A 22,560-nucleotide genomic window follows, 5' to 3' on the forward strand; every position below is an offset into this window, starting at 1 on the left:
CCCCTCAACCGTTGCCCACGCGCACCCGGCGGGTCAGCCGCTGCAGTTCCGCCACCGAAATCAGCCGCTGCTGCACCTTCAACCAGCCCTGTTCCCTCAGCGAACGCCAGCCAAACCGGCGCGCAGCTTCCCGCAACTGCCCGGCCTTCACCCCCGGCTCGATCCGATCCGCCAGGTCCTCGTTCAACACGAAGAATTCGAACAATCCCACCCGCCCGCGGTACCCGCGCTGCCGACACTCCACACAGCCGCGACCGCGCCACAACGACAGTTCCCCCGCGGCGCATCCGAGGACCCGGGCCATTTCCTCGCGCAGTTCGGGTGCCACCTCCGGGTCCGGCTCCAAACAATGTCGGCAAATCCGTTGCGCCAACCGTTGGGCAATACTGGCCACCAACGACGCGCCCAGCACACTCGGTTCGATCCCCATCTCCAACAGGCGCGTCACGGCCGTCACGCTGTCGTTGGTGTGCAGCGTCGAAAACACCAGATGCCCCGTCTGCGCGGCGCGCACCGCGATCTCGGCGGTTTCCGTGTCCCGGATCTCCCCGATCAGGATCACGTCCGGGTCATGCCGCAACACCGCCCGCAGGCCACTGGCAAAGCTCAGCCCGATCTCTTCCCGGATCTGGATCTGCGAGATGCCGTGGATCTGGTATTCCACCGGGTTTTCGAGGGTGATGATCTTGCGACCCTCGTCGTTGGCCTGGGCCAGCGCGGCGTAGAGCGTGGTGGTCTTGCCGCTTCCCGTCGGGCCGGTCAACAGCACCATCCCTTGAGGCAGCTGCACCAGCTCCCGCATCAGGGCCTCCTGTTCCGGTTCCATCCCGAGCTGGCCGAGGTCCAGAAAAAGACTCTGCCGGCCCAGCACGCGCAGGCAGAGGGCCTCTCCGTGCGCCGTGGGCAGGACCGAGACCCGGAGATCGTACGATTCCCCGCCGGTCTTCATGGCGATGCGACCGTCCTGCGGCAGCCGTTTTTCCGCAATGTTCAGACCGGCCATGATCTTGAGCCGCGAGACGAGGGCGGCGTGCAGCTTCCGCAGACCGGCCGGAACCGGAATCGTCTGCAGCACCCCGTCAATCCGGTATCGCAGCCGGATCTCGTCCGGGTACGGCTCGATGTGGATGTCGGTGGCATCCAACCGGAGCGCCTCCACCAGGATCTGATCCACCAACCGCGCGATGGAGGCCTGCACCGCCGGATCGTCCTCGGCCGGCTTCACGTCGAACACCATCTCCGCGCCCGTCTCCTCCCAGGCTCGATCGTCGCGCAACTGTTGAATCGTCTCGGCTCCCAGTCCGAAATGCCGGCGCAGCGCGGCCTGGATCGCACTGGGCGTGCTCAACACGAACTGCAAGGGCCGGCGCAGAATGAGCCGCAGGTTCCCCTCCTCCATCGGCAGCGGCGGCTCTGAAACCGCCACCACCAGCGCATCCCCCTCGCGCCGCAACGGCAGCAGGCGGTAGTGAAAGACCAGTTTCAGCGGCACCTCCTGCAGAACCTCCTGCGGCACCTCCAGCATGCTCACGTCCTCGAAAGGCATCCGGTGCAGCTCGGCCAGCGCACGATAGGTGTCCTCCTCCGAGGCGTAGTTCAGCTCCACGATGGCCCGGTGCTGCGGAATGCCCAGCCGCGCCTGCCGGCGCCGGACCAATTCCAGCAACTTGGGCGACAGCACCCCCCGCCGCACCAGCAGCTCACCCACCTCCACCGGCTCTGCGGCCCCGTTCGCGTTCATTCCACCGGCACCTCCACTTCGCGCGTGCCCCGGAAAGGCACCACCACCGTCTGGGTTCCCGCCTGCCGCAGGCGCAGCTCCAGAGGGCCCATCGTGTCAATCACCACATCGCCCACCACCCGGGCCCCCGGCGGGAGGATCTGCAACCGATCGTCCACCTGCACATAGGCCCGTTGCACACCGTCGGCGGTCTCAAAGTACCCCTGGTAGGTGAGCCGGAACTTTTGGGTCTTGCGCACCGGCGGCGGAGGAGGCGGCGGCGGCCGGAAATACGTGGTGACGAACGCCGAGGTCAGATTCGTCCCCCCCATCACGCGTCGCCACGCGTTCGACCCGAAGCGGTCCCCGAACACCGCCCCCGGCAAGGGCACCTCCGCCACCGCTGCGGCACCCGTGCCCGCCACCGGCACCCCGCGCGGGGCATCTTCCAGGTCCCGCAGAACGCCCAAGCCGGCCAACAACCCCGCCGTCAGGGCCAGGCTCACCACACCCAACGTCCGTTGTACAGCCGGGATCATGGTTCGGGCCGGGCCTGCGGATGCGGACAGAACGCACTGATCACCACGTCCAACGCCGTCACATCCGGGTTCGCACTCACGTTTTTCATCAGGATGCGGTCCACGAAAAAGGACTGGGTCTTGCCCTCGACCGGTGCGCCGTCCCCCGCCGGTCCGTCCTCTGGTCGCCATGGCAGCAGCCGCAGGAAGCGTTCCAAGGCAGGGGCGGGGCCGGCCAGCTCCAATTGGATCCGAAAGTGATGCCACAGCAGCTCGCCGGATTCGCCGCCTGCATAGGTCAGCGTGGGCAACACGGTCAGGTTGCTGATCACCCCCACCCGGCAGTGCAGGGCCGCGAGCAATGCCTGCTGCGCCGTGGCCAGCAGCGCCCAGTGCAGGGACGGCGGCGCCAGGTTCGGATCGTAATCCGGGTAGTGCACCCAAACCGCGTCAGCCACCGTCACCCCGGCCGAGGCGGCCCGCGCCCGCAGATCGGCCATCGTCAAAAACCGCTGCCGATCGAACTCGAGCAACTGGAACTCTTGGGAAAGCCGCTGTTGCGTGGTGTCGTCCCAGACGACCCGCCGGGCGACATCCTGCCCCGCCTGCAACAGTTGTTCGGCCGCACGCCGCATCTGTCCGGCCGCCTCCAGCAAAACGGGTGTGGCCAGACTCCGAACCTGCGCCTGGGTCCGGGCCATGGCCACCAGGCGCTTCTGCGCCTCGGCCACCGGCCCGTCCAACTCGCGCGCCCGCAGGCTCAGCGAGCGGTAACCGAACCAATAAAGCCCCGCCACCACGCCCGCCAGAATCAGCGTGCCCGCCTGCGCGCGCCGGATGGTCCTCTCGGAAATCATGGAGCCTGTCCCGTCGGTTTCGTGGCCGGTCCCTCCGACCCGGTCCGGCCGGCCGGCGCCGCCCAGAGCGTCGGCCGTCGAATAACATTGGTCCCCCACCGCACCTCGGACACGCGCACGTTCTGGAACAAACTGCGCCACCCGCCGTCGGCCATGTCGAGCGCCAGCACAAAATGTCGGTCGGGTATGAGCACCTTGGGATCCACCCAGTTCCGTCGTTGACCGGCCGGCACGGAATCCACCCGGCTGAACAGCGGATCGCGCCGCAGATCCGTCACCAGCTCGCTCAGGATCCGCAGCGTCGCTTCACCGGTCGCCGGAATGCACAACTCCGCCACATACGTGGGGGTGGGCGGCGGCTCGGCCAGCCAGGCCAGCAGCCGTGCAAGCGGGCCGTTGGTGTCCGGCGGCTGCCAGGTCGCCCCTCGGGAGTAGCTTTCCACGTCCGCCAGCAGGACGGTCCAAAAATCGTGTCGGGAGCGGGCCTCCTCGCACGCACGCAACGTCTCCAGCAAACCCAGCGTGCGCTCCTGCTGATCCCACAACGGCCAGTACCGCGCAAAGGCGGCGTCCCTCCGGCGGGTGGCCTCGGTCAGATCCTCCAGGGCGGCCATCGCCGATTCGGTTTCCCGCACCAGCGCCTCCTTCTCGGCCACCCGTTGGGCCTTCCGCCACATCCCCGCACCGACCAGTAGCGCCACCAGCCCCAGGAAGAGCATGGCCAGCCGCAGCAACAAAGCCGCCTGATGCATCTGCCGGCCGTACACCCGCAAGGCCGGCGGCAACAACGACGGTTCCTCCGGCCGCCGCGTGCACGCGTGCACGGCAGCCCCCACCGCCAGCGCATACTCACCCAGCGCCAGTGTGCGCTCTCCGCGCCGGATCTCCGGCCAGACGCGCCAGGCACGACCACTGACCTCCCTCAGGGCCTCCACGAAGCCCGGCCATCGAACCGGGCCGCCGGAAACGTACAGATCCCCATCCAACCACGCCTCGCCTTCCGGCCCCGATCGGCCCGCCAGCGCACCGGCCCGTTCCACCCGCGTCCACCACGCCCGCAGCGCCTCCGCCAGCACGGCCTGTTTCTGCCCCCCGGTGAACAGATCGGCGCCCAACAACAGCCCCTCCGCCTCTGCCGGCCGGCACTTGCGCACCTCCGCCAGCCGTTCCACCCACGCCTCCGCGCCCACCGCCTCGGTCAACGCCCAAGCCGGGCGCCGGTCGCGAACCCGCACCAGCAACGTCTCGGCCGCACCCACCTCCAGCAGCCACGCGTCCTTCCCGTCGGGCACCGCCCAACACCAAGCCTCCGCCAATGCGCGCGGCGCACTGCACACGTGCCGCACATCCGTGATCCGGGGTGCCGTCTCCTCGAGGAACTGCTGCACGTCTTCCAACCGGGCCAGTGTCAAAAACCACGGCTGCTGCCAGCGCCCCTGCGGCGGCAACGGTGTCGCCTCGTACAGCCAAGGGCCCTGCCCCAGGCCGCGCAGCCGCGCCGTCTGTTCCTCGATCATTCGGGGCAGATCGGCGGCCGTGCCGGGGTGCGGCACGTCCAGAATCTGCGAAAAGCTCAGGCGGGGCGGCAGGACCGGCACCAGCGGACATTCACTCCACTCCTGCAGAAGGACCTGCAGATGGCGCCGGACCTCCTCCGTGGAGACCAGACCTTCCTCCTCCAGATCCACCACCCGGGCGTCCACCCATTCCAACCGGCCGGCCCGGCATTCCCCCAGGACGAGCTTCACACGACTGCGGCCGCGATCCAACGCAATCAACCGTTGTCGTCCCCCGGGCCACATCACGTTCGTCTCCTGGTCGTCGCGTCCGCCGGTTCAGTCCTCGTACACCACGAACTCGCCCTTCTCGTTCACGATGGTGGCCGTGACGAAAATCAGCAGGTACCTTGGTTTGTCCACCTCGGTCCGCCGGCGAAAGGCCGCGCCGATGATGGGGATGTTGCCCAGGATCGGCACCGCCTCCACCATGGTGGTTCGTTCCCGCTCCAACACGCCGCCCATCACCACGGTTTCGCCCGACCGCACCACGACGCGCGTGGCCAGCTCCTGGGTGCGATACTCGGGCAGCTTGAGCGTGAAGGAATTCAGCACCTGCTTGTTCTGCGCGTCATAGTCGGTGAGCGTGGCAAAGGGGACCAGTTGCACGTCCGTGTTCACCCGCGGGTTCAGCGCCAGAATGATGTGTTTGCCGTCCCCGGCGATGCTGGCCAGCACGTTCAACTCCGCCCCCGCCGTCACCTTGGTGGGCTTGCCGCTGGGTACCCAGGAAGAGGCCGTGTAGTACTGCTGCACTGTCTGCTTCACCTGGTACTCCTCGTAATAGTACTGGACCTTGCCGTCCGAGATGGTGGCCGGCCGGTTGTTCAACACCGTCAGACGCGGCGAACTGATCGTCTGGCTTTCCCCGCTCTGTTCCAGCGCGCTCAACGTGGCGCTCAGGGCGCGCCGGCCCAGGATGTTGGTGAACACCTCCTGCAACCCGATCCCCACCGCCGGGATGTTGTTCTCGGTGGGGAAGCTCTGAAGATTGGCCAGCCCGGTGAAGTCCTGCGGCACCCGCACACCTTGCAACGCCCGGCCCGTCTCCCACAGGGCGCCCAGCTGCAGGAACGCCGGCTTGGAAATCGTCACAAACCGCGCCTCGATCAGCACCTGCTGAATCGGCCGGTCAAACTCCTCGATCAACCGCTCCAACACCTCAAGCTGCTCGGGCGTCCCCCGCGCCACCAGCAGGTTGCGCTCATAGTCAATGTACCAGGTGCCGGTAAAAAAGTTGGTGATGGCCTGCTCCAACGAGGGCGCGTCCGGGGCCTCGTCGTTCACAAACTTGCGAAATCTCTGGGTCTCGGTGATGGTCACCACGTTGTTGGGGGCCTGCGTCCGGGTGCGGACCACCTCGTCCGCTCCGAACTGGGCCGGGCGCACGAACCCCGTCCGCAACCGGTAGAAGCGCGTCTCCTCCATCAGCTTCTTCGGATCCTTCGCGTCCGTGACCCAGATCAGCTCCGGCCCCACCTGGAACTGCACCTCGTAATTCCGCGACACATACTTCAGAAACTCCGACAACCGCACCTTGTCCACGTTCACACTCAGCGTCTGTTTGAGCACAGGCAGCGCCTTGTCCGCCACAATGTTGATCCCGGTCGTCTGGCTGAGCTGCACGATCAGGTTCTCCAGCGTCACGTTGTCCAGATGAATCGTGACCTCCTTCTCCAGCAGCCTGGCCATCGGCCCGCGAGCGGCCTCCAGATCGAACATCGGCCCCTTCTCCCGCCGTACCACACCGTAACTCTCGGGGATCAACCGGCTGCTCTCGATCTTCTCGATGGTGTCCCGCACATCCTTGCTGGCCGGCAAACCACGGTCCTTCTGCTCGGTCAGCAAACCGGGAATCGTCGGGTTGAACACCGAATTGGCCGCGTTGATCTCGCGGATCCTGTCCTCCAGCGCCTTCTCACGGGCCGCCTGGCGCTGTTGCGTCACCCACGAATGCAGCCGTTGCACCGCACCATCCTCCGGCGCCCGCGCCAGCAACATGTCCGCCTCCTCCTGGGCCTGCTCCCACCGGCCCTTGCGCGCCAGCTCCAAAACCGATTCGATCTCCGCGTCGTAATCGGGACTGTACCGCACCGGCCGCGACTCCGAAGCCTTTCCCCCGGCCCGCGCCGGCGCGCCCACAGGCCCCTCCACCACCGGCACCTGCCGACAGGCCGACCCTGCCAGGATCAGCCCCGTGCTCAGAACCCAGGAAAACAGAGAACCTTTGCGCGACATCTCGGCAATCATGGACGCTGGGGCCCGGCCCCTCATTCGAGCCGCAGCCGCAATCATCTTGCGCCAGCATTTGCAACCCCCGCAACCAAAACCCGCCCCGGAACCATCCCCCGCCCACCTCGCCCCCGCCGGGGCCCCACTCCGGCCCCGGGCACCGTACGGACCCAATCCGCCGCCCCGGCTCCGCCCGCCTACAAAAAACTTCCCCACCCCGCGCATCAGTGTTTCAATGCGCGCCCCGATGAAAGTGCTGGTCATTGGCGGCGGCGGCCGCGAACACGCCCTGGTCTGGAAACTGGCGCAATCCCCGCACGTCACCGAACTCTGGTGCGCCCCGGGCAACGCCGGGATCGCCCGCGAACCGCTGCGCTCCGGGACCGGGACCGCCCGATGCGTGCCCGTTGACGCCGAGGACCTCCCTGCCCTCCTGAAGTGGGCCTCTGAAAACCGGCCCGACCTGACCGTCGTGGGGCCGGACAACCCACTGGCGCTGGGCGTCGTGGACCTTTTTCAATCCCACGGCCTCAGAGCCTGGGGGCCCACCCGCGACGCCGCCCGGTTCGAGGCATCCAAGATCTTCTCCCAACAGTTCATGGAACGGCACGGCATCCCCACTGCTCGCGCCGCCACGTTCACCGACCCGGCCGAGGCCATCCGTTATGCGGAGACGCTGGGCGGCCGCTGCGCAGTGAAGGCCGACGGCCTCGCGCTCGGCAAGGGCGTGCGGGTCTGTCGCGGAATCGAGGAAGCCCGCACCGCCATCCAGGACCTCATGACCCGTCGCGTGCTCGGACCCGCCGGGGAACGCGTCGTCATCCAGGAGCTGCTCGAGGGCATCGAAGTGTCGCTTCACGCCCTCTGCGACGGCAGCGCGGCCCTCCCCTTCCCCACCGCCCAGGACCACAAACGCCTCGGCGACGGCAACACCGGTCCCAACACCGGCGGCATGGGCACCTACAGCCCCACACCGTTCCTTTCCGATGCCGAATTGGCCGCGGCATATGATCGCATCCTGCGTCCCTGGCAGGAGGGTTGCCGAGCCGAAGGGATCCTGTTCCGCGGGGTGTTGTACCCGGGCATCATGCTCACCCCCGCGGGCCCGCGCGTCCTCGAATTCAACGTCCGCTTCGGCGACCCCGAAACACAAGTCTACCTCACGCGCCTCGAAAACGACCTCTTCGAACTCCTCATGGCAGCCACGGAAGACAAGCTGTCCGCGCACACACTCCGGTGGTCGCCTCAAACCAGCGTTTGCATCGTCATGGCCAGCGCGGGCTATCCCGGCGCCTACAAAAAAGGCTGCCCCATCGAGGGAATCGAAGAGGCCGAACGTATCCCCGGTGTCAAAGTCTTCCACGCCGGCACCGGATGGGAAAACGGACGTTTCGTCACACGGGGCGGCCGGGTCCTGGGGGTGACGGCGACCGGACCCGACCTGCCCGCCGCACTCCAGAGAGCCTACCGCGCCGTGGAACGGATCCGTTTCGAAGGCGCGCAGTACCGGCGGGACATCGCCTTCCAAGCCCTCGAGTGGAAGCGCGCGGGCCGCCCGGCCTGAGCGGGCCTCCAGGCCGCGGCTCAGGGCCGGTACTCCTGCAGGCACCTCACGCCGTACCCGTGCTGGCGCAGGGCGGCAATGCCCAGCAGGGCCGCCTTGGCCCCGCTCAGCGTGGTCATGATCGGCACGCCCGCCAGCACCGCCGTCGTGCGGATCTTCACCTGATCGGCCCGCGGAGTCGAGCCGGTCGGCGTGTTGATGATCAATTGCAGCTCGCCGTTCTTGATCAGGTCCAGCGCGTGCGGCCGGCCCTCGTTGATCTTGAAGATCCTGCGAACCTTCAGCCCGACCGCTTCCAGCACCTGCGCCGTTCGGCCCGTGGAAACGATCTGAAAGCCCAGCTCCGCAAACCGCTGCGCAATCGCCGGGATGTGCGGCTTGTCCCGGTCGCTCACGCTGATGAACACGTTGCCCTCCAGCGGCAGCGGCGCGCCCGCGGCCATCTGGCTCTTTGCGTAGGCCACGCCGAGGTTCGTGTCCAACCCCATCACCTCCCCCGTGCTCCGCATCTCCGGCGACAACACGATGTCCTGCCCCGGAAACCGGTTGAACGGAAACACCGACTCCTTCACCGCCCAGTACCGCGGCCAGACCTCCCTCGTGAACCCAAGCTCCTTCAACGGCCGACCCACCATCACCTTGGCGGCCAACTTGGCCAGCGGCACCTGAATGGCCTTGCTCACAAACGGCACGGTCCGCGACGCACGCGGATTCACCTCCAGCACGTACACCGTGTCGTCCTTCACCGCGTACTGCACGTTCATCAACCCCGCCACCCGCAACTCCCGCGCCAGCGCATGCGTGTACTCGCGAATCGTCTGGATCGTGTGGTAGGAGAGCGTGTGCGGAGGCAGCACCATCGCCGCATCCCCCGAATGCACGCCGGCATACTCGATGTGCTCCAGGATCCCGCCGATCACCACCGTCCCCTCCGATGGATCCTCAAACAACCCCACGTCCGCCACACAGTCCACGTCCACCTCGGTGGCATCCTCCAGGAACTTGTCCACCAGCACCGGCCGCTCCGGCGACGCCTCCACGGCAAACCGCACGTAATGCTGCAGCTCGGCGTCCGAATACACGATCTGCATCGCCCGCCCGCCCAGCACGAAGCTGGGCCGCACCAGCACCGGATAACCCAGTCGCCGCGCCACCTCCAGCGCCTGCGCCTCGTTGGTGGCAATCCCGTTGGGCGGCTGGGGAATGTTCAGCCGGCGCAACAACTCCGCGAACAACTCCCGGTCCTCCGCCACCTCGATGCTCCGCGCCGAGGTGCCCAGGATCCGCACACCGTTCTGTTGCAGCGGCAGCGAAAGGTTCAACGGCGTCTGCCCCCCGAACTGCGTGATCACCCCGTGACAGTGCTCCCGCTCGTAAATGTGCAGCACGTCCTCCAGGGTCAACGGCTCGAAGTAGAGCCGGTCACTCGTATCGTAATCGGTGGAGACCGTCTCGGGATTCGAGTTGACCATGATCGTCTCGAACCCCTCCTCCTTCAGCGCAAAGGCCGCGTGCACGCAGCAGTAGTCGAACTCGATCCCCTGACCAATCCGGTTCGGTCCCCCACCCAGGATCATCACCTTGGGACGGTCGCTCACCCGGACCTCGTCGTCGCCCCGGTCGTACGTCGAATAGTAATACGGCGTGTAAGCCTCGAATTCCGCCGCACAAGTGTCCACCAACCGGTAGCTCGGCAGCAGACCCAGCTGTTTCCGCAAAGCCCGAATCTCGTCCTCGGTCCGCCCCGTCAAATGGGCGATCTGGCGGTCCGAGAACCCCAACGCCTTCGCCTGAGCCAGCAGTTCCGCGTTCACAGTCCTCCCAAACGGCCGCCCAACCTGCCAAGCCCGGTTGCCCCTGTCAAACCCCGCCGCCGCCCGCCTTCAGAAGCCGGAACCGGTGCCGGCGCCGATCCAGCCGGCAAATGGCCGCGCATTCGCAGAAATCGCACGCCACCTCGCTGCCGTGCCGGTACGGGTCCGGCCCCGCTTCTCCCGACCAAATGCGCTCCGCCAACTCTGCCAGCAGCCGGTCTCCCATCCGTCGCAACCGATCAAAACCCGCCGAATCCATGGCCTGCCAGCAGCCGGCCTGCAATTGCCCGTCCATCCTGCGGCGCCAGGGGAATTGCTCCCCCCGCGTGAAATCCCCGGCCTCCAACCAACCCACCGCCGAGAAATCGAACAAGCCCATGTGCTGGTACGCACACCGCCGCGCCCGCTCGGCCTCCCCGGCCGGCAGCTCCGGATCCGGGCCCGTCTCCGGACCGGGCCGCAACGGCACATAAAACGCCCCCACCGGCCGGACCCGCCTCACCCCCAGCCGGTCCCGCAACTCCTGCAGATCCTCCACCACCCGCAGGTACACCCGCAACTGCCAGTCCAGTCCCGCCTCCACCTTCAACCGCTCCAGGCGCGCCCGCCCGGACTTGTAGTCCATCACCACCGCCAGAGCCTCCTCGTCCGACAGGCGCAATGCATCCACACGGTCCAGCCGCCCCGTCAGCACCACCCGCCGGCCTCCATCGAGCTCCCTGGTCACGCCCGGCCCCTCGGCCGCCCCGCCATCCCCGCTCACCCGCCCGAACTCCCACTCCGCCAACACCGGGTCCAACCGGTACCGCCCCTCACGCATCCAGCCGAGAATCACCTCCAGAAACGCCTCCAACTCCCGCACCCAACGCTCCACCATGCAGCGTCGCACCGCCCGCGCGCCGAACAACCCGTGCCGGTACCCTCTCACCACCTGCGCAGCCGCCCTGCGCAAGACCGAACGCGCCTCACCGTCGCTCAAGTCCCGCCAACGCCGCCCCTCCTTCGTCACCTCCTCGTGAAACAACGCCAGCACCCGATGCAAAAACGATCCCCGATCCGCCGCATCCACCTCGTGCACCTCCCGCTCACGGGCCAACAAGCCGCCCCAGACGAAAAACTGAAACGGACACGCCGCAAACCGTTCCAGTTGCGTCGCCGACAGCCGCAGGCATTCCCCATGAAGCCGCTTCACCACAACCGGACTCAACCGCGCATTCCGCACCGACCGCACATGCCCGACAAACGAGTCCACCAGGGACCGAAACGGCTCCGGCACCGGCTCCACCGCGGCCGTCCCACCCGCCCCAAACGCCCGCAAAACCCGCGGCCAACATTCCCGCCAATGCACCAGCCCACCACCCTGCCCTCCCTCCACCCGCTCGTCCTCCCCCGCCACCGTCTCCACCGGCAACCCGGGGTACCACAACCGGATCCGCGCCACAAACGGCGAGGGATTCAGCACCCGCCCCCGCCCGTCCCGCCGGCACCAGCTGATCACCACCCGCTCCCGCGCCCGCGTGCAGGCCACGTACGCAAAATGTTCCTCGCGCGCCCGTTGTTCCAGCGGCGACAACTCCATCGCCAACCCGGCCTCCTCCACCCGCTGCCACTCCTCTTCCGACAGCAGAGGCCCGCCCCGAGGCCGCGCCGGAAACACGCCCTCGTTCCATCCCAGCAGCAGCACCAGACGTGCCTCCGACTGGCGCGAGCGATCCACCGTCCCCACCAACACCTGGTCCAGCGCCGGCGGAATCACCCCCACCGTCAGCTCCGTCAGACCCGCCTCCAACACCGGCAACCACTCCGACCACCCCAGCCGCTCCGACCCAAAGGCCAGCTCCACATCCTCCAGCCACACCTGCACCGCCTCCCACACCGTCCGATGCACCGAGCCGCCCGGCACCACCTCACCCGCGCCTCCCCCGCACTCCGGCGCCTCCGCCGCCCACCGCTCCAGTTGCTCCTCCACCCGCAACGCACCCCACAACCTCCGCAGCGCCCGCACCAGTTCCCCTCCCGCCACGGGTCGCGCGCCCGACCCGAACGCCTCGTCCCACTCCCGCCACGGGCCCAGCAACCGTTCCCACCGCTCCCCGCCGCCCGTGGCGCGACCCCGCCACCAGGCCCTCACGTCCTCACCCCACCAGACCGACCGCCCCTCCCAACCACAAGCCAGCGCCTCGTTCTCCAACGCGTCCAGTTCCTCCGCAGCCGCGCCCCTCACCAGACCGCTCTTCAACACCGACAACCAGTCCGCCAGTCGCCAGTCGCGCGCCACCAACCGCAACGCACCGCGCGTCAACACCACAACAGGATGATGCGAGACCGGCTCGCGCCGGTCCCAGTGACACGGAATCTCGTACTCACCGAAGACCCGCCGTAACGGACCATGCGCAGCCTCCAGGTCCCGCACCAAAACCAGCACCTCGCGAAACCGGCCCCCCGCGCGCACAAACCGCCAGATCTCCCGCGCCGCAAACCGCGCCTCCGCCACCGGATCCTCGCAACTCACCAACCGCACCGACCCCTCCGGACCCGCCCGGCCTCCCACCGGCCTCCCCAACGCCCACGCCCGCTCCCACGCCGCCAACCCCGGGCACGCATCGAACCGCCCCACCTCCAGGCGCGGCTCCAGCCACTCCTGCACAACCTCCACATCCGACAAACCGGCCAGCGCCGACAAGAACCGCTCCCTCGACCGCTCCACCCGCCGCCACGGCGTCAACCAACCCCCGCGTTCCCACCCGGACCGGTCCAGACAAAACGTCACCGTCAACTCCCGACAGTGCCGCGTCAGCGCCGCCAACAACGCCACCTCATGCGGCGCCAGCTCCGCAAAACCGTCCACCCAAACACCCTCGATCCACGCACCCCTGCCCACCCGCTGCTCCAGCAGTTCCACCACCCGCTCCGCCAGCGTCTGCACGTCGGCCAACCCGTGCCGGGCCAGCCACTCCTCGTAAGCCTCACCCAGCCGCGCCCAATCGCGCAGCTTCTCCGCCAAACGCCGGTCCTCCAGCCCCGCCGCCACCCGCGCCAGCCGTGCCGCTGTCACCCGATGCCGCTTGCAGGTCACCCAGGCCTCACTCACCTCCCCCGCCAGCCCGGGCCGCCGCACCCCCGCGCGCAGCACCCTCAGCTCGTCCTTCAGCCGCCCCAGCAACGACCGCATCACCATCGTGCGTCCCTCCGCCGTCAGCCAGCGGAGGTTCGCCCCCCCCAGTTCCTCCCAGAGCCAGTGGCACAAACGCTCGAACGACACCACCAGCAGCCGCGTGTAGCCCTCCGGAACGGCCCCGGCCAACATCTGCCGCTCCAACTGAAACGTCATCTGCCGCGGCGCCAGCAACACCAGCGGCGGCCCCTCCGCAGACTCCCTCAGCCGCGCCCGAATCGCCTCCACGCAGCGGTGCGTCTTGCCGCTGCCGGCCGGGCCCATCCAAAGCCGAACCTGCATGTCCCCAGTTTCCGCCCCACCCGGCCCCGCTGCAAAACGATTCTGGCCCGACCGGAAAGCCGGCCGGACCCGGAAAAACCGCGGGGCTTCTCACGAACAAGGGAAACACCCGGAAACCAGCCCCACCCCTCCGCCACAAGCCGGTCCCGCCGCTCCAAACCCGTCTGCCAAGCCCCCGCATTACCCGGCGGAATCGCCGCCGCGGCCGGCCGGCGCCTCTGCCAGCACCTTCTCCAAGGCCGACAACAGCTCCGCCGCCTTGAAAGGCTTGTCCAAATTCACCCGCGCCCCCGCGGCACGCGCCTCCGACACCCTCGATTCCTCCCCCAACCCCGTGATGCTGATGGCCGGCAACCCCGGCGCCAACCGCTGCAACGCCCGCAACAACGCCGGCCCGTCCATCCGCGGCATCATCAGGTCCGTCACCACCGCGCGGATCTTCTCCCCGTGCCGCTCCCAGACCGCCAGCGCCTCCTGCCCGTCCGCCGCCAGCAGCGGTTCGTACCCGTGCGACCGCAGGATCGCCGCGGCAATCTGCCGCACCGCCGGTTCATCATCCACCACCAGCACACACTGCCCCCGACCCCGCTGCGGCGGCGGACGCTGCTGCAATTCCGTGTCGCCGCTCTTCTCCTGCGGCAACCCGGGCAAATAGACCGAAAACGTGCTGCCCCGGCCCACCTCCGACTCCACCGTCACAAACCCGCCGTGCGACTCCACGATGCCCAGCACCGTCGCCAAACCCAGACCCGTCCCCTGCCCCACCGGTTTGGTCGTGAAAAACGGATCGAAAATCTTGTCCAACAACTCCGGCGCAATGCCCACACCCGTGTCCTGCACCGACACCACCGTGTAAGGCCCGGCCTTGGCCTTCACGTGAAGGCGCCCCGCGTCCTCGCCCAGCGTCTGGTTCTCCAGCCGCAACGTCAGCACCCCGCCCTGCGGCATCGCATCCCGCGCATTCACGCACAGGTTCATCAGCACCTGCTGCAACTGCGTCGGATCACCCCGCACCAGCCAGGGCTGGCGCACCATCCGCACCTGCACCCGGATCGAGCGCGGGAACGTCTCGGTGGCGATCCGCTCCACCTCCCGCACCAGGTGCTTCAACTGCACCAGCACCCGCGTGCCCTCCACCCCGCGCGCAAAAGTCAGCACCTGCCGGATGATCCCCGCCCCCCGCTGCGCACACGTCTCCAGCGTCTGCAAACACGTCCGCGCAGCCTCGCTGCTCACCTCGTCCTTCAAAAACTGCACCGCCATCAAAATCGGCGACAACACATTGTTCAAATCGTGCGCCAACCCACTGGCCAGCGTGCCGATGCTTTCCAGCCGCTGGCTCCGCAGCAACTGCGTCTCCAGCCGCTTCTTCTCCGTGATGTCCGTGTTGACGATCAGGATCGCCTTGGGAAAACCATCGCTGCGCCGGATCAGAGTCCACCGACTCTGCACCGCCAGTTCGTGCCCCTCCCGGTTCCGATGCCGCATCTCGCCGCTCCACTCCCCGTGTTCCTGCACCGCCTCCACCGCCGTCGCCACCTGCTCCAGGTCCGGCATGAAACCCAGCTCGTGCGTCGTGCGACCCTGCGCCTCCCCCGCCGACCAGCCGTACAACGCCGCCGCACCATCGTTCCAGTAAAGGATCCGATCACAAAAATCCCGCACCAGCACCGCGTCCCGCGTCACCTCCAACAACGCCGCCTGCGAACGAATCCGCATCTCCGCACGCGTCCGCTCCGTCACGTCCTCCAAACACAACAAGACACGGTCCACACCCTCCGACCGCAACCGCTCCGTGGACACCGACAACACCACCTCCTCCGCCCGGTCCCCGCGCAACAACACCTTCCGCACCTGCCGGCGCTGCCAGCAGCGCCCCTCCCGAAACGCCTCCACCAACGCCTGCCGCAGTTCACAGGGCGGACAATCCGGACCGGTGCCACACTCGTACCCGCGCCGGACACACGCCTCGCACCGCAAAAACGAACCCGGTTTCATCCCCACCAGCGATTCCGCCGGCCGACCCACATACGCCCCCGCCGCACGGTTGGCCCGCACAATCCGCAATTGCGGATCCAGCAGGCACATGATCACCGGCGTCTGCTCGTACACCGCCCGCAGCTCCGATTCGCTCCGCCGCAGCTGCTCCCGTGCCTGCCAGCGGTCCAGCAGCAACGCCAGGTACCGCCCCGCCTGCACCAACAAAGTCATCTCCTCCGGCCGCACCACCCGCCGCCTACGATCCCAAAAACTCAGCGCCCCCACCACCTGCCCGCCCGCCCGCAACGGCACGCCCACGTACGTCTCCAAACCCCACCGCCGTATCAACGGCGCCGCCAGCTCCCGAGCCGTCTCCCCCGCACTCTCCACCAACGTGCAACCCGTCTCCACCACCCGCCCCGACAGACTCACGTCCATCGGCACCTCCAGAGGTGTCGGCAGCCCCGCCAGGTCCACTCCATACACCCCACGGTACACCATCGAGCTCTGCTCATAGTCGCAAAGCTCAATCGTCACCACCGGATAACCCGTCAGGCCCGCCAGCTCACGCGCCATCCCGTCGAAATCCGGATCCTCCACATCGCGCGACCACGCCAACTCCGCCAGGCGCTGGTACACCGTCAACTGCCGCGCCCGCCGGGCCAACTCCTCCTGCACCCGCCTCCCATCCCCCACCTCCCAAAACCACCAAAGCTCCTCGTCACCCTCATCCACCGGCCGCACCACCCCCAGCCAAACCTCCGTCTCGACCGCCCCCGCCACCCGCACCCGCGCCTGCGCCACCCGCACCCCTCCCGGCCCCGTCGCCTCCCCGGCATACAGCCGCGCCCGAACCGCCTCCCACTCCCATTCCGACCCGAACAGCTCCGAAACCGCCCTGCCTGCCCACCTCTCCACCGTGCCACCCCACCACGCGCAAAACTCCGGATCCACCTCCACAAAACGCCCGTCCCGAACCCGCACCAACGCCATCCGCAGCCCCAACCCAACCTGCCGGCCCTCCCGAACCCCGGATTCCGAACGGGCTTCCCCCGGATCCCCACCCCGCACCGGCCCCTCACCGGCCAGCGCAACCGAAAAACCTTGTTCGTCTCGAGCCATGCCTGACCTACCGACTCCAACCCTTCCTCCCAACGCCACCGTTCAACCCGATCTCCCCGGGTCACCGAACGTTCGCACCCAGCCCATCGGCGATCCCGGGTCCTTGCCGGACCCTGCCACACCACACCCGGACGGCCCGGCAGACCGCCTCCCCAACCACATCGGCTGCCCGCCCCCGGAGCTTGAGCAGAAAATCAACAGCCCCAGGCAGAAGACCCGCCCCCGCCCTCCCCACCCGCCGGCATATACCCATCCCCTCCAAGGGCCCTACGCCAGATGGAACATCAGCTCCAGCTCCCCCTCCACCGGCGACTTGTCAGGATGCACCTCCATCAGATCGGCCATGTACTCCCACCAACGCCGCATCACCGGATGCCGCCGCAGCGCCTCCGGATCGAACTCCGGCCCCAACTTCTGCACCGCAAACAAGGTGTTCGAGCCACGATCCACAAAGATCGCGTAATCGGAAATCCCCGACTCACGCAGCAGGGCCGCCAGTTCCGGCCACAACGCATCGTGCCGGCGCCGGTACTCCTCCGCACACCCCGGCTTCAACTTCATCGTGAATCCGCGCACTCTCATGCCACCCACTCTGCCCTCCAGCCTCCCCGCCACCAAGTCCCGTTCACAACCCCGCTCCCCGCAGCCAAAAGACGGGCAGCTTTTGGCAAACCAGGGAAAGCCCCAACCCCCGTAGCGGGTCCATCCATGACTATGAGATTAACACAATTTCGACACGTGTTGTAACAGTTTATCAAATGTAAAAACACCCCCGGCGCATGCACATCCAGCGCACCATCAAGTACGAGGCCGACCGCGTGCGCGGGTTTGCCGAAGAGATCATGAGCCTGGCCGGTTGCGACCGGCTCAAGAGCTGCATCCAGTGCGGCACCTGTTCCGGCACCTGCCCGCTCAGCATCTACATGGACCACACGCCCCGACAGATCATGGCCCTGGTCCGGGCAGACTTCAAAAACGAGGTCCTCCGCAGCCGTACCATCTGGCTGTGCGCCTCCTGTTACGCCTGCACCGTCGAGTGTCCCCGCCAGATCCGGATCACCGACATCATGTACGCCCTCAAACAGCGTGCCATCCAGGAGGGTGTCTACCCGCGTCGCTTCCCCATCCCGGTGCTGGCCCGCGAATTCTCCAAAATGGCCCGCCGGTACGGGCGCATCACCGAGACCCTTCTCGTCATGCGCCTGTTCCTCAAGTCCGATTGGCGCGCCCTGTTCCGCTCCTGGCGCATGGGACTGGGCCTGCTCCGAACGGGGCGGTTCAGTCTCCGCCGTGAGCGCATCCGGCGCGTCCAAGAGTTGGACCAGATGCTGGCCACCATACCCGAAGCCCCTGCAACCCCCTCCACACCCCGTCAGATCCCATGAAATACGCCTACTTCCCCGGGTGCTCCCTCAAAGGTCTGGGCCGCGCCTACGAGGAATCCCTCCTACCGGTCCTGCGCCACCTCGGTGTGGAGCTGCAGGAGCTGGACGACTGGAACTGCTGCGGCGCCACGGCGTACATGTCCGTGGACGAAAACCGCGCCGCCGTGCTCGCCTCCCGCAACCTGGCCCTCGCCGAGAAAAACGGGTCCACCGAGCTGCTCGCCCCCTGCAGCGCCTGCTACCTCGTCCTCAACAAGCTCCAACACCACATCACCGAATTCCCCGACCTCCGTTCCACCGTCCAAACCGCCCTGCAACGGGCCGGTCTCGCCTACAGCGGGACCGTCCGCGTCCGACACCCGCTCGACATCCTCGTCCATGAAATCGGCCTGGACGTCATCCGCGAAAAGGTCATCCGCCCCCTGCGCGGCCTGAAAGTCGCCCCCTATTACGGCTGCCAGATCGTTCGCCCCTACGCCACCTTTGACGACGCCCATCAACCCACCACCATGGACCGCCTGCTGACCACCCTCGGGGCCGAGGTCGTCCCCTACCCGCTCAAGACCAAGTGTTGCGGCGGCAGCCTCACCGGCACCGTGCCCGAAGCCGGCCTGCGGCTCTCTTACATCCTTCTCAAAGAGGCCCTGCGCCGCGGCGCCCATGTCGTGGCCACCGTCTGCCCGCTTTGCCACTTCAACCTCGACGCCTATCACGAGGAAATGGAACGCCGGTGGGGACCGGTCCGGATCCCCACCGTCTACTTCACCCAGTTGATGGGCCTGGCCTTCGGTCTGGAACCGCAACAACTGGGCCTGCACCGAAACCTGGTCCCGTTCACCTTCCCCATCGAAACCACCGCCGCCTGACCGTGCCATGAATCCACGCCCCATTCCATCACCCGAGCCCCGCATCGGTTTCTACGTCTGCCACTGCGGGAGCAACATCGCCGACAGCGTGGACTGCGCGGAGGTCGCCCGTTACGTCGCCGGGCTGCCCGGCGTCGTGATCGCCCGCGATTACAAGTACATGTGCTCCGACCCCGGCCAGGAACTCATCCAACAGGACATTCGCGAGCACGGGCTCAACCGGGTCGTCGTGGCCTCCTGCTCCCCCCTCCTCCACGAGGCCACCTTCCGCAAGGCCGTGAGCAAGGCCGGACTGAACCCGTTCCTCTTCCAAATGGTCAACATCCGGGAACACGTCTCCTGGGTCCACAAAGATCGCCAGGCCGCCACCGCCAAAGCCCGCGCCTTGGCCCGCGCAGCCGTCGAACGCGTCCGCTATCACCGACCCCTCCAACCCGTGCGCGTACCCATCCGCGCCGAGGCACTGGTCATCGGCGGCGGCATCGCCGGCATCCACGCCGCCCTCACCCTGGCCGAGGCGGGCAAACGCGTCATCCTCGTCGAACGCCAGCCCAGCATCGGCGGCCACATGGCCCAGCTGGACAAGACCTTTCCCACCCTCGACTGCGCCGCCTGCATCCTCACCCCCAAGATGTCGGCCGTCCGTGCCCACCCGAACATCACCCTCTGGACCTACAGCGAGGTGATCCGGGTGGAAGGCTACGTCGGCAACTTCACCGTTACCGTCCGACGCAAACCCCGATACGTGAACGAAACCCTCTGCGTCGGATGCAAGGCGTGCGTCGAAGCCTGCGTGTTCAAGGACGGCAGGTTCCCCGACGAGTTCAATGCCGGCCTGAGCCGGCGCAAGCCCATCTACCTGCCCTTCCCGCAGGCCACCCCGCAGGTCGTGCTCATCGACCCCGACCGCTGCCTCAATCTCAAGACCGGCAAATGCAAGAAAACCTGCGTCGAAGCCTGCGACCGCAACGCCATCGTCTTCGACCAACAACCCGAAATCCACGAGGTCCAGGTCGGCACCATCATCGTCGCCACCGGCTTCAAACTGTTCGATCCCGCCCGCATCCCCCAGTACGGCTACGGTCGTTACCCCAACGTCTTCACCACCCTCGAGGTGGAACGGCTGGTCAACAGCAGCGGCCCCACCGGCGGCGAAATCCGCCTCCGCGACGGGCGCACGCCGCGCTCCGTCGGCTTCATCCTCTGCGTCGGCTCCCGCGACCATCACACCAACCCCTGGTGCTCCCGCACCTGCTGCATGCACTCCATGAAGCTGGCCCTCCTCATCCGCGAACACCTCGACGCCGAGGTCACCATCTTCTACATGGACATCCGCGCCCCCGGCAAAGGCTACGAGGAATTCTATGACCGCTGCCTGCGCGAGGGCATCCAGTTCGTCCGCGGCCGCGTCGCCGAGGTCACCGACTGGGCCATGACCCCCGAAGAAGAGGGCAAACTGGTCGTCCGCGTCGAGGACACCCTGGCCGGATTCGTCCGCCGCATCCCCCTGGACATGGTCGTCCTCGCCGTCGGCAAGGAACCCCAGCCCGACGCCCAGGAACTCCGCCGCCTCCTCAACCTCAGTTGCAGCGCCGAGGGTTGGTTCCTCGAGCGCCACCCCAAACTGGCACCCGTCAGCACCTTCACCGACGGCATCTTCCTGGCCGGCTGCTGCCAAGGGCCCAAGGACATCCCGGACACCGTCGCCCAGGCCGGCGCCGCCGCCGCCGAGGCCCTCGCCCTCATGGACCGTGGCCACATCGAACAGGAACCCAACACCGCCTACGTGGACGCCGACCACTGCTCCGGTTGCAAATCCTGCCTCCCCCTCTGCCCTTACTCGGCCATCCAGTTCGACGAAAACCGTGGCAAGGCCAACATCAACGAGGCCCTCTGCAAAGGCTGCGGCACCTGCGTGGCCGCCTGCCCCTCCGGTTCCATCCACCAAAACCTCTTCGACGACGAACAGGTCTTCGCCGAGATCGAAGGAGTCCTGAGCCATGCCTGACAACCCCTGGGAACCACAAATCGTCGCCTTCTTCTGCAACTGGTGCACCTACACCGCCGCCGACCTGGCCGGCGTCTCCCGCCTCCAGTACGCACCCAACGTCCGGACCATCCGTCTGATGTGCTCTGGCAGGGTGGACCCGCAGTTCGTCCTCGACGCCCTCGCCAAAGGCGCCGACGGCGTCCTGATCGGCGGGTGTCACCCCGGCGACTGCCACTACGCCGAAGGCAACTACAAAACCCTCCGCCGCCTCCGCATGCTCCGCCGTCTCCTGGCCCAACTCGGCATCGAACCCGAACGCGTCCGCCTCGAATGGATCGCCGCCTCCGAAGGCGACAAACTCCGCCAGGTCGTCAACGACATGGTCCGTCAGATCCGCCAACTGGGTCCGCTCCGCCTGCCTGAACGATTCCAGAGCTGGAACCGCGAACTGGCCCACCAGCCCGCCAGCCCCTCGACCCAAACCGCAACCCCCGAGCAGGAAAAGGTCCATGCCTAAACCCATGCTCGCCATCTACTGGTGCGCCTCCTGCGGCGGCTGCGAGGAAGCCGTCGTGGACCTGGCCGAAGACATCCTCCACCTCGTCCAAACCGTGGACCTCGTCTTCTGGCCCTGCGCCATGGACTTCAAACGGGCCGACGTGGAGGCCATGCCCGATCAATCCATCTTCGCCACCCTCGTCAACGGTGCCGTCCGCACCACCGAGCAGGAGGAAATGGTCCACCTCCTCCGCCAAAAAAGCCGGTTCCTCATCGCCTACGGCGCCTGCGCCCACCTCGGCGGCATCCCCGGCCTGGCCAACCAGTTCACCCGAGAGGACATCCTCCGTTACTACTACGAAGAGGGCCCCTCCACCGTGAACCCCGAAAAGGTCCGACCCCGACCGCGCCACGACCAAAACGGCCACATCCTCACCCTGCCCACCCTCCACCAAATGGTGCGGTCCCTCGACCAGGTCGTGCCCGTGGACTACTACATCCCCGGCTGCCCACCCACGCCGGCCATCACCAAAAACGCCATAGCCGCACTCCTCTCGGAAAACCCGCCACCCCGCGGCAGCGTGCTCGCACCCGACGTCGCCCTCTGCGACCAGTGCCCCCGCAAGGCCAGCAAGCCCACCCAGCTCAGCTTCCAGAAATTCGAACGACCCCATGCCATCCAGCCCGACCCCAACCTCTGCCTCCTGGCCCAGGGACTGCTCTGCCTCGGCCCGGGCACACGCGCCGGCTGCGAAGCCCTCTGCCCCCGCGGCAACATGCCCTGCACCGGCTGCTTCGGCCCCACCTCCCGCGTCCGTGACCCCGGCGCCAAAATCCTCTCCAGTCTCTGCGCCAACCTCGCCCCCAAAACCGAAGAGGAAATCGACGCCGCCCTGGACACCATCCCCGATCCCGTCGGCACTTTCTACCGCTACAGCCTGCCGCACAGCCTCCTGCGGCGCAAAGCGGACCTGACCCACAACGGCAACGGCTCTTGAAGC

The 22,560-nt window shown here is 67.4% G+C and carries 14 protein-coding genes and 1 pseudogene; 6 read left to right on the top strand and 9 right to left on the bottom strand.

From position 1 onward, the window contains the following. Nucleotides 1–4: 4 nt before the first annotated feature. From ACPDIX_RS04330 to ACPDIX_RS04350, 5 genes are read right to left on the bottom strand one after another with little or no spacing between them, the layout of a single operon-like run. On the bottom strand, nucleotides 5–1,741 hold the full coding sequence (locus ACPDIX_RS04330; RefSeq protein ID WP_423430557.1) for a GspE/PulE family protein: 1,737 nt from the start codon (nucleotides 1,739–1,741) through the stop codon (nucleotides 5–7). Next, a complete protein-coding gene (locus ACPDIX_RS04335) occupies nucleotides 1,738–2,259 on the bottom strand; it encodes a hypothetical protein (RefSeq protein WP_423430558.1) in 522 nt (173 codons plus the stop codon). The genes ACPDIX_RS04330 and ACPDIX_RS04335 overlap by 4 nt, the downstream gene beginning before the upstream one ends. Continuing rightward, entirely contained in the window at nucleotides 2,256–3,095 is an 840-nt protein-coding gene (locus tag ACPDIX_RS04340) for a hypothetical protein (RefSeq protein WP_423430559.1), read from the bottom strand. Before ACPDIX_RS04340 ends, ACPDIX_RS04335 begins: the two co-directional genes overlap by 4 nt. Next, nucleotides 3,092–4,897 carry a hypothetical protein gene (locus ACPDIX_RS04345; protein ID WP_423430560.1) on the bottom strand — a complete coding sequence of 602 codons (1,806 nt, stop codon included), beginning with the start codon at nucleotides 4,895–4,897 and terminating at the stop codon, nucleotides 3,092–3,094. Before ACPDIX_RS04345 ends, ACPDIX_RS04340 begins: the two co-directional genes overlap by 4 nt. A gap of 33 nt (nucleotides 4,898–4,930) precedes the next feature. Continuing rightward, nucleotides 4,931–6,889, bottom strand: coding sequence for a type II secretion system protein GspD (locus ACPDIX_RS04350; protein WP_423430561.1), 1,959 nt, complete (start codon nucleotides 6,887–6,889; stop codon nucleotides 4,931–4,933). A 241-nt stretch (nucleotides 6,890–7,130) separates the two neighbouring features. Between ACPDIX_RS04350 and purD the strand changes: the two genes are divergently transcribed. After that, nucleotides 7,131–8,447, top strand: coding sequence for a phosphoribosylamine--glycine ligase (gene purD, locus ACPDIX_RS04355; protein ID WP_423430562.1), 1,317 nt, complete (start codon nucleotides 7,131–7,133; stop codon nucleotides 8,445–8,447). Nucleotides 8,448–8,467: 20 nt separating this feature from the next. On the opposite strand, the pseudogene carB reads toward purD, so the two are convergent. From carB to ACPDIX_RS04375, 4 genes and pseudogenes are all read right to left on the bottom strand, one after another. Then, nucleotides 8,468–10,261 (bottom strand): annotated as a pseudogene (carB, locus tag ACPDIX_RS04360) (carbamoyl-phosphate synthase large subunit); the annotation flags it as partial. 46 nt (nucleotides 10,262–10,307) lie between these two features. Further along, nucleotides 10,308–13,718: a PD-(D/E)XK nuclease family protein gene (locus tag ACPDIX_RS04365; RefSeq protein ID WP_423430563.1), complete on the bottom strand. Its 3,411-nt coding sequence runs from the start codon at nucleotides 13,716–13,718 to the stop codon at nucleotides 10,308–10,310. A 180-nt stretch (nucleotides 13,719–13,898) separates the two neighbouring features. After that, complete coding sequence (locus ACPDIX_RS04370) at nucleotides 13,899–16,820, bottom strand: PAS domain S-box protein (protein ID WP_423430564.1); 2,922 nt, start codon at nucleotides 16,818–16,820, stop codon at nucleotides 13,899–13,901. A gap of 267 nt (nucleotides 16,821–17,087) precedes the next feature. Next, nucleotides 17,088–17,402 (bottom strand): L-rhamnose mutarotase, encoded by a 315-nt coding sequence (locus tag ACPDIX_RS04375; RefSeq protein WP_423430565.1) that lies wholly within the window; start codon nucleotides 17,400–17,402, stop codon nucleotides 17,088–17,090. A 197-nt stretch (nucleotides 17,403–17,599) separates the two neighbouring features. Here ACPDIX_RS04375 and ACPDIX_RS04380 point away from each other — a divergent pair, with 197 nt between their 5' ends. The 5 genes from ACPDIX_RS04380 to ACPDIX_RS04400 are packed head-to-tail and all read left to right on the top strand — an operon-like array spanning nucleotide 17,600 to nucleotide 22,557. Further along, on the top strand, nucleotides 17,600–18,205 hold the full coding sequence (locus ACPDIX_RS04380; RefSeq protein WP_423430566.1) for a 4Fe-4S dicluster domain-containing protein: 606 nt from the start codon (nucleotides 17,600–17,602) through the stop codon (nucleotides 18,203–18,205). Then, a complete protein-coding gene (locus ACPDIX_RS04385) occupies nucleotides 18,202–19,071 on the top strand; it encodes a CoB--CoM heterodisulfide reductase iron-sulfur subunit B family protein (RefSeq protein WP_423430567.1) in 870 nt (289 codons plus the stop codon). Before ACPDIX_RS04380 ends, ACPDIX_RS04385 begins: the two co-directional genes overlap by 4 nt. A gap of 7 nt (nucleotides 19,072–19,078) precedes the next feature. Further along, entirely contained in the window at nucleotides 19,079–21,079 is a 2,001-nt protein-coding gene (locus tag ACPDIX_RS04390; protein WP_423430568.1) for an FAD-dependent oxidoreductase, read from the top strand. Continuing rightward, nucleotides 21,072–21,578 carry a hydrogenase iron-sulfur subunit gene (locus ACPDIX_RS04395; protein WP_423430569.1) on the top strand — a complete coding sequence of 169 codons (507 nt, stop codon included), beginning with the start codon at nucleotides 21,072–21,074 and terminating at the stop codon, nucleotides 21,576–21,578. Before ACPDIX_RS04390 ends, ACPDIX_RS04395 begins: the two co-directional genes overlap by 8 nt. Further along, entirely contained in the window at nucleotides 21,571–22,557 is a 987-nt protein-coding gene (locus ACPDIX_RS04400) for an oxidoreductase (RefSeq protein WP_423430570.1), read from the top strand. Before ACPDIX_RS04395 ends, ACPDIX_RS04400 begins: the two co-directional genes overlap by 8 nt. Nucleotides 22,558–22,560 lie beyond the last annotated feature (3 nt).

Origin of the sequence: Limisphaera sp. 4302-co (assembly GCF_049537155.1) — a bacterium.
GTDB lineage: Bacteria > Verrucomicrobiota > Verrucomicrobiia > Limisphaerales > Limisphaeraceae > Limisphaera.

Coding starts and splice junctions, on each gene's coding strand:
- ACPDIX_RS04330 (WP_423430557.1), bottom strand. CDS start 1,741: ATGAACGCGAACGGGGCCGCAGAGCCGGTGGAGGTGGGTGAGCTGCTG.
- ACPDIX_RS04335 (WP_423430558.1), bottom strand. CDS start 2,259: ATGATCCCGGCTGTACAACGGACGTTGGGTGTGGTGAGCCTGGCCCTG.
- ACPDIX_RS04340 (WP_423430559.1), bottom strand. CDS start 3,095: ATGATTTCCGAGAGGACCATCCGGCGCGCGCAGGCGGGCACGCTGATT.
- ACPDIX_RS04345 (WP_423430560.1), bottom strand. CDS start 4,897: ATGTGGCCCGGGGGACGACAACGGTTGATTGCGTTGGATCGCGGCCGC.
- ACPDIX_RS04350 (WP_423430561.1), bottom strand. CDS start 6,889: ATGTCGCGCAAAGGTTCTCTGTTTTCCTGGGTTCTGAGCACGGGGCTG.
- purD (WP_423430562.1), top strand. CDS start 7,131: ATGAAAGTGCTGGTCATTGGCGGCGGCGGCCGCGAACACGCCCTGGTC.
- ACPDIX_RS04365 (WP_423430563.1), bottom strand. CDS start 13,718: ATGCAGGTTCGGCTTTGGATGGGCCCGGCCGGCAGCGGCAAGACGCAC.
- ACPDIX_RS04370 (WP_423430564.1), bottom strand. CDS start 16,820: ATGGCTCGAGACGAACAAGGTTTTTCGGTTGCGCTGGCCGGTGAGGGG.
- ACPDIX_RS04375 (WP_423430565.1), bottom strand. CDS start 17,402: ATGAGAGTGCGCGGATTCACGATGAAGTTGAAGCCGGGGTGTGCGGAG.
- ACPDIX_RS04380 (WP_423430566.1), top strand. CDS start 17,600: ATGCACATCCAGCGCACCATCAAGTACGAGGCCGACCGCGTGCGCGGG.
- ACPDIX_RS04385 (WP_423430567.1), top strand. CDS start 18,202: ATGAAATACGCCTACTTCCCCGGGTGCTCCCTCAAAGGTCTGGGCCGC.
- ACPDIX_RS04390 (WP_423430568.1), top strand. CDS start 19,079: ATGAATCCACGCCCCATTCCATCACCCGAGCCCCGCATCGGTTTCTAC.
- ACPDIX_RS04395 (WP_423430569.1), top strand. CDS start 21,072: ATGCCTGACAACCCCTGGGAACCACAAATCGTCGCCTTCTTCTGCAAC.
- ACPDIX_RS04400 (WP_423430570.1), top strand. CDS start 21,571: ATGCCTAAACCCATGCTCGCCATCTACTGGTGCGCCTCCTGCGGCGGC.